Origin of the sequence: Amycolatopsis sp. NBC_01488 (genome assembly GCF_036227105.1) — a bacterium.
GTDB lineage: Bacteria > Actinomycetota > Actinomycetes > Mycobacteriales > Pseudonocardiaceae > Amycolatopsis.
In genome coordinates, this window is sequence record NZ_CP109434.1 from 5,919,290 (window position 1) to 5,933,152 (window position 13,863).

General features: G+C 72.9%; 13 protein-coding genes. 7 read left to right on the forward strand and 6 right to left on the reverse strand.

The window, feature by feature from the left end; translation table 11 throughout:
• Positions 1 to 14: 14 nt before the first annotated feature.
• From OG738_RS28070 to OG738_RS28080, 3 genes are all read right to left on the reverse strand, one after another.
• On the reverse strand, positions 15 to 890 hold the full coding sequence (locus OG738_RS28070; RefSeq protein ID WP_329045338.1) for an AraC family transcriptional regulator: 876 nt from the start codon (positions 888 to 890) through the stop codon (positions 15 to 17).
• A gap of 167 nt (positions 891 to 1,057) precedes the next feature.
• Entirely contained in the window at positions 1,058 to 1,951 is an 894-nt protein-coding gene (locus OG738_RS28075; protein WP_329045341.1) for a phosphotransferase, read from the reverse strand.
• Positions 1,948 to 2,526, reverse strand: a complete 579-nt coding sequence (locus OG738_RS28080) for a response regulator transcription factor (protein ID WP_329045343.1) — start codon at positions 2,524 to 2,526, stop codon at positions 1,948 to 1,950. The genes OG738_RS28075 and OG738_RS28080 overlap by 4 nt, the downstream gene beginning before the upstream one ends.
• 38 nt (positions 2,527 to 2,564) lie before the next feature.
• Between OG738_RS28080 and OG738_RS28085 the strand changes: the two genes are divergently transcribed.
• A complete protein-coding gene (locus OG738_RS28085; RefSeq protein WP_329045345.1) occupies positions 2,565 to 3,554 on the forward strand; it encodes a histidine kinase in 990 nt (329 codons plus the stop codon).
• Here OG738_RS28085 and OG738_RS28090 read toward each other — a convergent pair.
• The 3 genes from OG738_RS28090 to OG738_RS28100 all read right to left on the reverse strand — a co-directional run bounded on the left by OG738_RS28090 (position 3,496) and on the right by OG738_RS28100 (position 5,946).
• Positions 3,496 to 4,227: a polysaccharide deacetylase family protein gene (locus tag OG738_RS28090; protein ID WP_329045346.1), complete on the reverse strand. Its 732-nt coding sequence runs from the start codon at positions 4,225 to 4,227 to the stop codon at positions 3,496 to 3,498. The genes OG738_RS28085 and OG738_RS28090 overlap by 59 nt on opposite strands.
• A gap of 76 nt (positions 4,228 to 4,303) precedes the next feature.
• Positions 4,304 to 5,110: an NAD-dependent epimerase/dehydratase family protein gene (locus tag OG738_RS28095; RefSeq protein WP_329045349.1), complete on the reverse strand. Its 807-nt coding sequence runs from the start codon at positions 5,108 to 5,110 to the stop codon at positions 4,304 to 4,306.
• A gap of 26 nt (positions 5,111 to 5,136) precedes the next feature.
• Complete coding sequence (locus tag OG738_RS28100; protein ID WP_329045351.1) at positions 5,137 to 5,946, reverse strand: IclR family transcriptional regulator; 810 nt, start codon at positions 5,944 to 5,946, stop codon at positions 5,137 to 5,139.
• Positions 5,947 to 6,103: 157 nt separating this feature from the next.
• Between OG738_RS28100 and OG738_RS28105 the strand changes: the two genes are divergently transcribed.
• From OG738_RS28105 to OG738_RS28130, 6 genes are all read left to right on the forward strand, one after another.
• Positions 6,104 to 6,382: a hypothetical protein gene (locus tag OG738_RS28105; RefSeq protein ID WP_329045353.1), complete on the forward strand. Its 279-nt coding sequence runs from the start codon at positions 6,104 to 6,106 to the stop codon at positions 6,380 to 6,382.
• A gap of 91 nt (positions 6,383 to 6,473) precedes the next feature.
• On the forward strand, positions 6,474 to 7,409 hold the full coding sequence (locus tag OG738_RS28110; protein ID WP_329045355.1) for a 5-dehydro-4-deoxyglucarate dehydratase: 936 nt from the start codon (positions 6,474 to 6,476) through the stop codon (positions 7,407 to 7,409).
• Positions 7,409 to 8,665, forward strand: a complete 1,257-nt coding sequence (locus tag OG738_RS28115) for a glucarate dehydratase family protein (protein WP_329045356.1) — start codon at positions 7,409 to 7,411, stop codon at positions 8,663 to 8,665. Before OG738_RS28110 ends, OG738_RS28115 begins: the two co-directional genes overlap by 1 nt.
• A 4-nt stretch (positions 8,666 to 8,669) precedes the next feature.
• Positions 8,670 to 9,803 carry a hypothetical protein gene (locus OG738_RS28120; protein WP_329045358.1) on the forward strand — a complete coding sequence of 378 codons (1,134 nt, stop codon included), beginning with the start codon at positions 8,670 to 8,672 and terminating at the stop codon, positions 9,801 to 9,803.
• 15 nt (positions 9,804 to 9,818) lie between these two features.
• Entirely contained in the window at positions 9,819 to 11,273 is a 1,455-nt protein-coding gene (locus OG738_RS28125) for an aldehyde dehydrogenase (NADP(+)) (RefSeq protein ID WP_329045359.1), read from the forward strand.
• Between the two features lie 153 nt (positions 11,274 to 11,426).
• On the forward strand, positions 11,427 to 13,802 hold the full coding sequence (locus tag OG738_RS28130; RefSeq protein WP_329045360.1) for a polysaccharide lyase 8 family protein: 2,376 nt from the start codon (positions 11,427 to 11,429) through the stop codon (positions 13,800 to 13,802).
• Positions 13,803 to 13,863: the final 61 nt, after the last annotated feature.

A 13,863-nucleotide genomic window follows, 5' to 3' on the forward strand; every position in this document is an offset into this window, starting at 1 on the left:
ACGCGAGTTGCGAGTCAGCCTGCCCGGCGCAGGGCTGCCGGGGTCGTGCCGAGCTGGGCGCGCAGGACTCGCGTCAAGTGCTCCTGGTGGGAGAAGCCGCAGCGGGCCGCGATGTCGGCGATCGGGTCGTCGCCCGTGCGCAGCAGCAGGCCGGCCTGCTCCACTCGCAGCCGCAGCAGGAAGCGGTGCGGGGGCAGGCCCGTGCGGGCCTTGAACTGGCGCGAAAACTGGCTCACGCTCAGTCCGGCGAGCGCGGCCAGTTCCGCCAGCGGCACCGGTTCGGCCAGGCGCTCCGCCATCAGGTCGCGGACCTGGGCGAACTGCCGGTCGGAGAGGCCTCGCGCCGGGGCGGGCTCGCGGCCCGGGCCGGCGTAGTGGCGGCGGACCAGCTGGGCCGCGACGAGCGCACCCAGCTGGTCGGCGTACGTGCGGGCGCTCGGCTCCCAGTCGCGGACGACGGCGTCGAGGCTGAGGACCAGCTGTTCGAGCAGGGGGTCGGTGCTGCCGAGTTCCTCGGCGAGCCGGACGGGTGCGTGCTCGCCGGCGGCCTCCTGCACGGCGTCGTCGGCGACGTACACGTGCACGGTTTCGAGTTCCCCGCCGAGCTCGACGGACAGGTCCGCGTGCGACGGCTGCAGGAACAGCCCGCCGGCGGGCATCCGGCGGCTGCGTTCGCGCGGGGTCCCGACGCCGCGCCGGACCGTCACCGGACCGTCGAGGTGCAGGATCAGCTGGTGGCTGCGTGCGGGCGCGAACGCGGCGCGGTAGGGACGTTCCCGCTGCTTGGAGACGTAGACCCGGTCCCAGCCGAGCCCGGCACTGGTCCGTTCGGGCCGGACCCAGGGCAGCGCGAGGATGCCGTTGGTGTCGCCCAGCCCGAGTTCGCCCACGCCTGCCTCCTCGACGTCGAGGCTGCCCGCGATGGTACGCGTACCCAGCCGGACGCCTCGCGTACCCGGACGGACGGCTCGCGTACCTGGGGGACCGCTCGCGCGTCAGATGTCCAGCACCAGCCGCGGCGAGGAAACCCGCGACACGCACGCGTACGGGCGCCAGCTCACGGGTTCGCCCGGCGCAGGCGTTCGGCGGCCTGGGCGCGGACCGCGTCGCCGCACACCGGCGGATCGCCGTGCAGGGCCTCCCAGCGGGCGTTGTGCAGTGCCGGCCAGAGCGACGCCGCCCACGCGATCTCCCGCTCCTGCGCGGTGAACCGGCGGCCGCGGAGGTCCTGGTAGGTAACCAGGAACGCCGCTGAGCTCTCGATCGGGGCGAGCGTGGACGGCGAGTCGCCGGCGAACGTCCCGGAGGCGGCGCCCACGAGGGCCGCCTCCGGCTGCCACGCCAGGCTGTCCCAGTCGTGCACCGCCCAGACGTCGTCGTGCCAGCGGAGGTTCTGCGCCTCGAAGTCCGCGTGGCCCAGCACGCACGGCAGGTCCGCGACCAGCAGCCGCGCCCGGGCCCGGACCGCCGCCGCGACGACGTACGCCGGCACCACGCCCTGGTCCCGCTCGTCGAGGAAGCCGATGGCGGGCCACAACCCGGGATCCCGGTGGTCCCAGCGTGCCCAGCGCGGGTTCGGCAGCGGCGGCGCGACCGGGATCCCGGCCAGCTCGGTCATCAGCCGCGCGAACACCGCCGCGTAGCGCGCGGCGACGTCCGGCGAGTCACCGCGCAGTACCGCCCCGCCGGGCCGGTACTCCTCGGCGTGCACGGCCAGGCCGTCGGCGACGGACACCGCGGTGAGCGGCCGCGGACACGGAAACCCGCGCTCCGCCAGCCGTTCCTGGGCGGCGACGCACGACGCGGCCCGGCCGTCGTGCTCGCGGGCCTTCACCACGACCTCGCGGCCGTCGGCCAGCCGCAGCCCGACCACCTCCGACAGCGAACGGCGCTCGAAGAGCACCTCGACCGGGACGCTCCCGAGGTGCTCCGCGCACCACGACGAAATCACCGGTCCCTGGCCACGAGCGCGGCCTGCGTGCGGCTGGTGACGCCCAGCTTGGCCAGCACGTTCCCGACGTGCACCTTCACCGTCCGCTCGGCCAGCCGCAGCCGCGCCGCGATGTCCCGATTGGACAGTCCTTCGCCGAGCAGCTCCAGCACGTCCCGTTCCCGCGGGGTCAGGATGCCGCCCGCGGTCAGCGCGGCCGCCGCCGCGGGGCTCAGCGCGGTCACGCCCTGGTGCGCGGCCCGGACGGCGGCCGCCAGCTCGTCGCCGCCGGCGTCCTTGAGCACGAACCCGGCCGCACCCGCGGTGAGCGCCTCGCGCATCTCGCGGGGCCGGCCGCCCGTGGTCAGCATGAGCACGCGCGGCGCCGGGGGCCGCAGCCGGCGCAGGACCTCGAGGCCGTCCATGCCGGGCAGGTTGAGGTCGAGCAGCACGACGTCGGCCTCGACGGTCGAGCCGAGCAGCTCCGGGCCGCTCGCGTACTGCGCGACGACGTCGAGGTCCGGTCGCGCGCCCAGGATCAGGGCGATGCCCTCGCGCACCAGCGCGTGGTCGTCGACGACCTGAACCCTGATCATGCTCGGCACTCTAGTGTCCCGAAGTTACTGTCGGGCACATGCGCCAGTCCCTCGTCACGACGGCCGCGGCCGCGGCGGTGTTCTTCGCCGGCGGCGCCTGGAGCCCGCACCAGGGCTGGGTCGCGGCGCTGCTCAGCGCGGTGCAACTCGTCCCGTTGCTGTGGTCACGCCGCGCGCCCGCCGCCGTGCTGGTGGCCGTCACCCTCGCGACGGCCGGGCACCTGCTGCTCGACCACCCGCGCAACACGATGTACGTGCCGGTGCTGCTCGCCCTCTACAGCACGCCGCAGCGCGCGCTCGCCGCCGCGGCGGCGCTCGTGGTCGGTGGCGCCGTGTTGCCGGCGAAGGGGCCGCTCGACGGCACCGTCCTGGCCGTGACGATCTGCGCGGTCGCCTGGCTGCTCGGCGCCGAACGCCGGCGCGCGCTCGCCGACCGGGCCGAACGCGCGGCCCGGCGGCTGCACGACACGCTCGCCCAGACCACGGCCGTGATGCTGGTGCAGGCCGAGACGCTGCGCGCGGTCGGCGACCTGACCGACGCCGACCGCGAACGCCTCGACACGCTGCTGGCGGCGGGCCGCGGCGGGCTGACGCTCGTCCGCCGCACGCTCGACGACCTGCGCGACGACGCCGAACGTGGCCCGGACCTCGCGGAGGTGCTGGCCCGGCTGCGCACCGCGGGCCTGGTCCTCGACCGCGACCCGGTCCTGCCCGCGCTGGCGCGTCCGGTGCGGGAGCTGGCCGAGCGGTTCGTCGCGGAGACGGCGGTGAACGCGCTGCGGCACAACGGCCCCGGCGTCCGGCTGCGGCTCGACGTCGAGGTGCGGGACCGGCTCACGATCACCGCCCGCAACCCGGTGAAAGGAACTCCACGGGCCGGCGAGGGGTACGGGCTGGCGGGGCTGGCAGAGCAGGCCGCGGCGGCCGGGGGAGTGCTGACCCACGGGCCGCGAGACGGCGAGTGGGTCGTCAGCGTCGAGCTGCCAGCAGCTGCGACACGGTCACGAACCGGTAGCCGCGCTGCTTGAGCTGGTCGACGACCGGCCCGATCGCCTGCCGGGTCTGCTCGCGGGAGGCGTACATCGCGTGCAGCAGCACGATCGAGCCGGGCCGGACCTGGCTCACCGTCGCCGCGATGACCGTCGCGGCGTCCGGGGTGCCGTCGGAGTCCGGTTCGACGTCCCAGGTGATCGTGGTGCGGTCGTGCGACGCCAGGTAGTGCGGCAGGGCGAAGAGCTTCTTGCCGTTCGGCGGCCGGAACAGGATCTCGCCGGAGTAGCCCGTGGTGCGGATGAGGGCGTCGGTGGCCTCGACCTCGTCGGCCACCCAGGCGGGGGTCACGCCGATCATCCGGTCGTGGCTGAAGCTGTGGTTGCCGATTTCGTGGCCCGCGGCGGCGATGTCGTGGGCGAGGTCCGGGTGCGCGGCGATCTCGCGGCCGATGAGGAAGAAGGTCGCGGGCACCTGGCGGCTCTTCAGCGTGTCGAGGATCGCTTGGGTCCCGGCGGGGTCCGGGCCGTCGTCGAAGGTGAGCGCGACGACCTTTTCCGTGGTGTCGACGCGGTTCACGAGCGTGCCGAAGAACTGGAAGGTCCGCGAATCCGCGACCTGCAGCAGCACGTACGCACCGGCGATGACGACGACCAGCACGCTCGCCACGACGATCGTCCACTTCCGCGCGCGGCCGGATCTCGAGATCATGCGGCCACCCTGGCGGCGGCCCGGACGACGGGGAAGCCGCGAAGGTACTAGTACCTCCGCGGCTTCCGCAAGATCGTCAGAGCGGGTTGAAGACGCCCAGGGGAGCGGTGCAGAACGGGCCGCCGACGTACTCGGCCGCCGCGCCGGTGGGCGCGGGCTGCGAAGCCAGCTGGTCCGCGTACACCTCGGCGTCGTCGTACGACTTGTAGCCGAGCGCTTCGGCTTCCTTCAGGGAGTAGATCCGGCGCGTGTTGTCCGAGACGCCCCAGATCAGCCGGTAGCCCGGCGACGGCGCGGAGAGGCAGGCTTCGAAGAGCCGGGCGCCGTCGTCGGGGGAGAGCCACGTCGTCAGGCCGCGCGGGCCCAGCGGCAACGGCGTCTCGAAGCACGAGCCGATCCGGATCACGATCACGTCCATGCCGAACCGCGAGTGGTACAGACTGCCCAGCGCCTCGATCGCCGCCTTGCTGACGCCGTAGTACGTGTCCGGGCGCGGGGACGAGTCGGCGGGGAGGTCGGAGTCGTTCCGCCGGAAGCCGACCGCGTGGTTGCTCGACGCCAGGATGACCCGGGAGATCCCCGCCTCCCGCGCGGCTTCCAGCACCGTGTGCGTGCCGTTGACGTTGACGTCGAGGGTCGCTTCCCACGAGTTCTCGCGGCTGTGGCCGCCGAGGTGGATCAGCGCGTCGACGCCTTCGCACGCCGACGCCATCGCCGCCGGGTCGGTCACCGACGCCGTCACGATCTCTTCGGAGGCGTCCGACGCCGTCTGCGGAGCCAGGTCGAGCAGGCGCAGCACGCGGCCTTCGCGCTTGAGGCGGGGGCGCATCAGGGTGCCGACGACCCCCGCCGACCCGGTGATGAGCACACGCTGGTCCGTCATGGAATTCCTCTCGGTAAGGGCGGCGGTCAGCGAATTCCGGCCCGGCGCAGCTGCTGCCCGAGCTCGGCGGTGACTTCGGCGAGCAGCTCGCCGACGCGCTGGGCGTCGGCGTCGGTCACCTGGGAGATCGGCATCGAGCAGCTGATCGCGTCGGTGCCCGGGATCCGGTAGGGGATCACCGCGGCGACGCACCGGACGCCCAGCGTGCCTTCCTCGATCTCGGCGGCGTACCCGCGCTCGCGGGTCGCGGCGCACTCGGCGTGCAGGGCGTCGAGCGTGGTGATCGTGTTCGGGGTCAGCGCGGTCAGCGACGCCGGCATCAGCTTCTCGATCTCGTCGTGCGTCAGCTCGGCCAGCAGCGCCTTGCCCAGTGCCGTCGCGTGCGTGGGCAGCGTGCGCCCGACGCGGGAGACGAGGTGCGTGGACCGCTGCGATTCGCGCGTCTCCAGATAGACGACCTCGGTGCCGTTGCGGCGCGCGAAGTGCGCGGTGAAGCCCGTCTTCTCCCGGATGCGCTCCAGGGCTTCGGTGGCGAACGGGACGACGGCGTCGCGGTCCAGGTAGGCCGTGCCGCAGATCAGGGCCCGGACGCCGAGGCGGTAGCGGGCGGTGTTGGCGTCCGCCTCCAGCCAGCCGGCCTCCAGCAGCGTCCGCAGCAGGCCGTGCAGGGACGAGCGCGGAAAGCCCGTGCGCGCGTGGAGGTCCGAAAGGGACAGCCAGACGTCGTTCGCCGCGAAGGTCTCGATGAGGTCGACGGCCCGGCGTGCGGACTTCACTCCCGACGACTCGGCGGGAGCGCCGTCGACCGCTACCGGGTTGTCCACCTTCTGCGGCATGTGCGCGCCTCCGTCCGGCCGTTGACTTGTGACTCCGGCCATATTAGCGTCCCGAACGACGTTCTTATGGATGAACATAGTCACCATAACAGACTCCGTTCATAGATGTGAACATGGTTGCCGAGGCCTCACCATCGTGGACGCGGAAGGAGCCGCGGTGCCCGCACTCGACCGAACGCGCACCCGCGCGGGGACGACCGTGCCCGGCCGGCGGTCGCCCGACCGCGTCGGCGCCGTGAAGGACTCCTTCGCCGCCGGCGGCCGGCTGCCGACCGGATTCTGCTCGCGCACCGTGGCGATGGTTTCGCTCGCCCGCTCCGTCGGCCTCGGGCCGGCCGCGCCCGAGCGTGGCGCGGTCACCGATGGGATCGTCGACACCGTGAACTCCGACGACGACGTCGACCGCAGGAAGGCGGGCACGACCGTGCCCGCCTGACCGACGCGTGCCGGGTCCGCTTCCGCGCGGGGCGGCCCGGACGCTGGCCACACCCGGCCGCAACCGAAAAAGGACGAGAGAGCAGAAACTGATGGTACAGAACGAGATCGAGCTGGACGGCCTGCTGGCGTTCCCCCTCACCCCGTTCACCGAGGACCTCGAGGTCAACCTCGACGCGCTCGCGGAGAACGTGGAGAGCCACATCGCGGCGGGTGCCGGTGCGCTGTTCGTGGCGTGTGGCACCGGCGAGTTCAGCTCGCTCTCGCCCGCCGAGCACGCCTCGGTGCTCACCCGGTCCCGGGAGGTGGCCGCCGGCCGCGTCCCGGTCTGGGTGGGTGCCGGCGGCGGCGCGGCGTCGGCGCGGGCCGGCGTCGCGGCGGCCCAGGCCGGGGGCGCGGACGGCGTCCTGCTGCTGCCGCCGTACCTCGTTTCCGGGCCGCAGGCGGGGCTGGTCGACTTCGTTCGCTACGCCGTCGGCGACTCGTCGGTGCCGGTGATCGTCTACCACCGCGGCACCGGCGTGTTCGGTGCGCCGGCCGCGGCTTCGCTGCTCGACATTCCCTCGATCGTGGGCCTCAAGGACGGCTACGGCGACGTCGAGGTGATGACGCGGATCGTCACCACGATCCGGTCGCTCGACACCGAGCGGGCCCGGAACTTCCTGTTCTTCAACGGCTTGCCGACCGCGGAGGTCTCCGCCAAGGCGTACGCCTCGATCGGCGTCGCCCGGTACTCCTCGGCAGTGCACTGCTTCGCGCCCGAGATCGCGCACCGCTTCCACCGCGCGCTCGGCGAGGGCGACACCCGCGTGATGGACGCCCTGCTGACCGGCTTCTACCTGCCGCTGGTGGCGCTGCGGGACGAGACGCCCGGCTTCGCCGTGTCCCTGGTCAAGGCCGCCGCCCGGCTGCGCGGCGACAAGGTCGGCCCGGTCCGCCCGCCGCTGGTCGAGCCGACGCCCGAGCAGATCCACCGGCTCGAGAAGGTCGTGGAGGACGGCTTCGTGACGCTGAAGGCGCTGGGCTGATGAAGATCCTCGATGTGGTGCTGACGCCGGTCGCGTTCGCCGACCCGCCGCTGCTCAACGTCATGGGCGTGCACGAGCCGTTCGCGCTGCGCAGCGTCGTGCAGGTGAAGTGCGAGGACGGCCTCGTCGGGCTCGGTGAGTCCTACGGCGACGACGCGTTCCTCGGCGAGGTCCGCAAGGTGCTGCCGCTGCTGCGCGGCCACGACGTGTTCGACCTGCCCGGCCTGCAGCGGCTGGTCGCCCGGGCGCTGTCGGGCACGGTGCTGACCGACGCGCACGGGCTGATCGGCGGGTTCTCCATCCGCAAGACCGTCGCGAGCGTCTACTCGCTGTTCGAGGTCGCGTGCCTGGACGTGCAGGGGCAGTACCTCGGCCGCCCGGTCACCGACCTGCTCGGCGGCAAGGCGCGCGACGCCGTCGAGTTCTCGGCGTACCTGTTCTACAAGTACGGCAAGCACGTCGACGGCCGGGAAGACTCCTGGGGCGAGATCACCACGCCGGAAACCCTGGTGGGCTCGGCGAAGCGGATGATCGACGAGTACGGCTTCCGCTCGATCAAGCTGAAGGGCGGGGTCTTCGAGCCCGGCCAGGAGGTCGACGGGATCCGCGCGCTGGCCGACGCGTTCCCCGGGCACCCGCTGCGGATCGACCCGAACGGCGCGTGGACGCCTCAGACCGGCATCCGGGTGGCGGCCGAACTGGACGGCGTCCTGGAGTACCTCGAAGACCCGACGCCGGGCATCGAGGGCATGGCCCGGGTCGCCGAACAGGCGTCGATGCCCTTGGCCACCAACATGTGCGTGGTGAACTTCGGCGACATCGACCCGGGCTTCCGGGCGCGCGCGATCGGTGTGCTGCTGTCCGATCACCACTTCTGGGGCGGCCTGCGCGCGACGCAGTCGCTCTCGACGACGTGCGAGAGCTTCGGCGTCGGCCTGTCGATGCACTCCAACAGCCACCTCGGCATCAGCCTGGCCGCGATGGTGCAGGTCGCCGCGGCGACGCCGCACCTGACCTACGCCTGCGACACGCACTGGCCGTGGAAAGTGGAGGACGTCATCGAGCCGGGCGTGCTGGCGTTCCGCGACGGCGCCGTGCCCGTGCCGACGACCCCGGGTCTCGGCGTCAAGCTGGACGAGGACGCGCTGGCGCGCCTGCACGAAAACTACGTCCGATGTGGACTGACCAAGCGGGACGACGTGACCTACATGCGCAGGTACGTCGAGGGTTTCGAGCCGAACACGACGAGGTGGTGACCCGGTGAAGGTGACGGGATACGCCTACCCGTGGGACGTCCTGGAGGCCGGGTTCGCCTCGCGCGCCCGGGATCTGGGGGTCGACGAGGTGGCCGTGGCGCTGTCGTACCACAGCGCCCGCGCGGCGACGCCGTGGTCGGCTTCGCGCACGGCCGTCGTGGCTCGGCACGCGGCGTTCTACCGGCCGGTGCGGCCGGACGCGTGGGGCGCGCTTCGACCGTCCACTCCGGACTGGATTTCTGGGGAGGACTCCGGCGGCGACGCCGTCCGGCTGCTCAACGAGGCCGGGATACCGGCCGCCGCCTGGATCGTGCTGACCCACAACTCGCAGCTCGGTTACGAGCACCCGGACGTCGTGGTGCGCAACTGCTTCGGCGAGAGCTATCCGTGGGCGCTGTGCCCCTCGCAGCCCGCCGTGCGCGAGTACGCGGCGAAGCTGACCGCGGAGTCCGTCGCGGGCCTCGAGCTGTCGTCGGTGATCCTCGAGGCCTGCGGTCCGCTCGGCGCGGTGCACCAGCACCAGCACGAGAAGACCGACGGCGTGTGGGCGCCCGCGGTGGCCCGGCTGCTGTCGATCTGCTGCTGCGACGCCTGCGCTTCTTCGTGGGACGTCGATGCGGACACCGTCCGGGCCCAGCTCGTCGAGGAGGTCCGGCGGCTGCTCGCGACCGGCGACCTCGGCGTGACGGCCGATGGGTTGCCGCCATCGTTGACTCACAAGCTTCTGTCCACCAGGCAGAAGGCGACCGACGAACTGCGGGCCGCCGTGCTCGCCCAGCTGCCGCCGGGCGTCCGGATCGTGCTGCACGGCGCGCTCGACCCCTGGGTCACCGGCGCGCTGCCCGGGCTGACGCCGTCCGCGCCGGACGACGTCGACGCGGTCGTCCTGTTCGGCTGGGCCCCGGCCACGGGGGCCGAGGCCGTCTCGGCGGCCCGGGAAGCCCTGCCCGAGCGCGTGGCGATCGGCAGCTACATCACCGCGGTCGCCGCCGCGCCGGTGCCGGACATCGCCGCGTACGCCGGCGAGCTGGCCAAGGCGGGGGCCGCGGAGCTGCACCTGTACCACCTCGGCTTGGCCGGCCCGGGTCGCTGGAGCGACCTGGCCGCGGCCACCGCCGCCGCCCACGAGAGTGATTGAGGAGTTGTTCCACCCATGAGCCAGGCCACTGACGCCGCCACGCTCGAGAAGATCCTGGCGGGGGCCGCTGCGGCCGCCCGTCCTGCCGCCGCGGCCACCCCCGCCGAGCGCGCCCGCTGGCTCGTCGCGGCCGCCGACGCCCTCGACGCCGCCGCGGACGACCTCGTCCCGCTCGCGCACGCCGAGACGCACCTGCCGGCCACCCCGCGGCTGGCCGGTGAGCTGAAGCGCACGACGTTCCAGCTGCGCCTGTTCGGCGAGGTGCTCACCGACGGCGAGTACCTCGGCGCCACCGTCGACCACGCCGACCCGGACTGGCCGATGGGCCCGCGGCCGGACATCCGCCGCGTCAAGACCGCGATCGGGCCGGTGCTGGTGTTCGCGGCCAGCAACTTCCCGTTCGCGTTCAGCGTCGCGGGCGGCGACACCGCGTCCGCGCTCGCCGCGGGCTGCCCGGTGGTCCTCAAGGCCCACCCCGGGCACCCCGAGCTGTCCGCGCTGACCGGCCGGATCGTGCGGGAGGCCCTGATCGGCGCGGGCGCGCCCGACGGCATCTTCGACGTCGTCTTCGGGCAGGACGAAGGCGTCACCGCGTTGAAGGACCCGCGGATCGCGGCGGCGTCGTTCACCGGCTCCATCCCCGGTGGCCGGGCGCTGTTCGACATCGCGAACGCGCGGCCGCGGCCGATCCCGTTCTACGGCGAGCTCGGCAGCGTCAACCCCGTCGTCGTCACCGAGGCCGCCATCGCCGCGCGCGGGGAAGCCGTCGCGAAGGGCTACGCCGGGTCGTTCACCCTCGGTGCCGGCCAGTTCTGCACCAAGCCGGGCCTGCTGTTCCTGCCCGAGGACCACAACCTGACCGAGACGCTGAAGGACGCGCTGGACGGCGCCGCGGCCCAGCCGATGCTCAACGACCGCATCGCCGCCGGCTACGCCGACAAGCTGGCGCAGCTGCGGGAGGTGCCGGGCGTCGACGTCGTGTCGGAGGCGGCGTCCGACTCGCCGGCGTTCACGCCGACGCTGCTCGCCACCAGCGGCAAGCAGTTCCTCGAAGGCGGCGACGCGGTGCACGAAGAGTGCTTCGGGCCGGCGTCGCTGATCGTCACCTACGCCGACCAGGCGGAGCTGCTGCGCCTGCTCGACGTCATCGAACCGGGGCTCACCGCCACGATCCACGGCGAGGAGTCCGATGCGGACTGGCTCCGGCCGGTGCTGCCGGCACTGGCCCGCATCGCCGGCCGGCTGCTGTGGAACGACTGGCCCACCGGCGTCACGGTGAGCTGGGCCCAGCAGCACGGCGGCCCCTACCCGGCCACGACGGCCCCGACCACGACGTCCGTCGGCACCGCGGCGATCGAGCGGTTCCTCCGCCCGATCGCGTGGCAGGGCTTCCCGGACGCCCTGCTGCCCGAACCCCTGCAGGAGGCCAACCCCTGGCAGCTGCCCCGCCGCACCGACGGCTCCCGCTGACCCCGCGGGGGCGCCCCCCGTTTTCCACGCTACCGCCCGGCACCGACAGTTTCGGTACCGGGCGAGCCGAGACCCTGCTTCCGCCGCCGCACAACTGAATCCCGTTCCCCCATCCCGCAAGCCAAGGATGTCTTGATCCTGGGAGGCATTGTCATGCCCGTGAACCGGAGAAACGCCCTGCGCGGCGGCGCCATGGCGGCCGCTTCCACCGTGTTCCTCACCCGTCCCGCGTTCGCTTCGGCCGCCACTCCGGCGGCCGCGGCGGCGCCCGCGTCGAGCGCGGTACCCGCCGCGACCGCGCCGATCGTCGCCGCCTACCGGCAGCTGCAGACCGGCATCAACCGGCCGTCGCCGGAACGCACCGAAGCGCTCGCCAACCTCGGCCGCGTCGCCAAGGCCTACAACGCGAGCATGTCCGTCGCCGGCGGCGGCGCTCCACTGTGGACGGACCTGCCGCTCGGCCCGGGCAGCGACTACACGACGTCGATGTACGCCCGGCTGCGCGCGATCGCCGTCGACTGGGGCACGCCGGGCGGCGCGCTGTCGGGCGACCCGGTGGTGCTCGACCGGATCAAGGCGGCGCTCGAGCTGATCTACGCGAGCCAGTACAACCCGCAGGTCGGCGAGATCGGCAACTGGTACACCTACGAGATCGGCGTCCCGTACTACGTGCTGCACACGCTTTCGGTGGTCGCCGACCAGCTGACCGCCGATCAGCTGGCCCGGTACGTCAGCCCGATCAAGCGGTTCGTCGGCAACCCGAACGTCCGCGCGAACAACACATCGGTCGTCGAGACCGGCGCCAACCGGGCCGACAAGGCCCTGATCTCGATCGTCGCCGGGGCGCTGATCGGCGACACGGCGTGGATCAAGACGGGCATCGACGCGCTCACCGACGTCGCGGGCGGGGGCGCGGCGAGCGTCGTCGCCAAGCTGGACCGCGCGGCCGGCGACGGCTTCCACGTCGACGGCTCGTTCATCCAGCACGACACCATCCCGTACCCCGGCCACTACGGCATCGTCCTGCTCACCGCGCTCGCCGGCGCCATCCACGTCACGCAGGGCACCGAGTACGCCCTGCCGCAGGCATTGAAGGACAAGATCTACGCGCTGGTCGCGGACAGCTACGCGCCCTTCGTCTACGCGGGCGCGCTGATGGAGCCGGTCCGCGGCCGGATGCTCTCCCGGCAGGGCGAGACCGGGCACGACATCGGTCACCAGCTGACCGTCGCGACGCTGGTCCTGGCCCGCACGGCGTCGGGCAAGACGAAGACCGATCTGAACGCCCTCGCCGCGAAGTGGATCAAGGAAGGCACGTACGCGCCGTTCCTGAAGATCCCCGACCCCGAGCGGTTCGCGCCCGGCCCGGACCTGGTGGCGACGCCGGGCATCGAGTTCGCGCAGGACATGCTGGCCTCGGGTGCGCGCCCGGCGCGGGTCGTCGCCACGCACCGCGACTTCGGCCAGCAGGACCGGATGGTGCACGTCACCGACGACTGGTCGGCGTCGCTGGGCGTCAGCTCGACGCGGATCTCGCGCTACGAGTCCATCAACGGCCAGAACCTCAAGGGCTATTACGTCGGCGACGGCGTGCTCTACACCTTCCTGCCGAACGCCAAGGGTCACTACACCGACGCGTACTGGCCGACGGTCGACCCGCTGCTGCTGCCGGGCACGACCGAGAACGACGGCCCGGTCGACCCGAAGTTCGGCGGCGTGCCGGTCGGCCCGAACGCGCACACCGGCGGCGTCCGCTGGGACGACAAGCACGGCGCCTTCGCGATGGACTTCAAGTCCTGGGACGGGTCGCTCGTGGCGAAGAAGTCGTGGTTCTTCACGCCGTCGGGGATCGTGTGCCTCGGCGCGGGCATCACGTCCGGCTCGGAGTACGCGGTACGCACGACGATCGAGAACCGCAACCTCGGCGAAGGCGGCCGTGGCGCACTGCTCGCGGACGGCCGGCTCGTCGGAACGGACCTCGGGAAGGCTTCCGCGCTGCGGCGGCCGCGCTGGGTGCACCTGGAGAACGTCGGCGGGTACGTGCTCCTCGACGACGCGTCGGTGACGGCGCTGCGCGAGGACCGGACCGGCGCGTGGCGCGACATCGACACCGGCGCCAACACCAAGGGCACCACGACGCCGAACACGCGCCGGTACCAGAAGCTGGTGCTGGAGCACGGGGTCAAGCCGACGGACGCGAAGTACGCCTACGCGGTGCTGCCCGGGGCGTCGGTCCTCGGGACGCTCGGCGCGTCCTGGGCGTGGCAGGTGCGGGCCAACACCGCGACGGTCCAGGCGGTCCAGGTCGGCGAGACGCTGCTGGCGAACTTCTTCGCGGCCGGGTCGGTCGACGGCGTGAGCGTGTCCGGGCCCGCGTCAGTCGCGATCGGGCGGTGCGGCTGGGGCCGGCAGCTCGCCGTGTCGGATCCGACGCAGACGCAGGACAGCGTCACGGTGACCGTGCACGGCAAGTCCGTGACGGTGCCGCTCAAGGGCTCCTTCGGCGCGACGAAGGTCGTGCCTTTGTGAGTGGTCCTCCCCGCCGGGCCGGTGCCCCGACCCGGTCCGGCGGGGTCCCCACCTCGGTTAG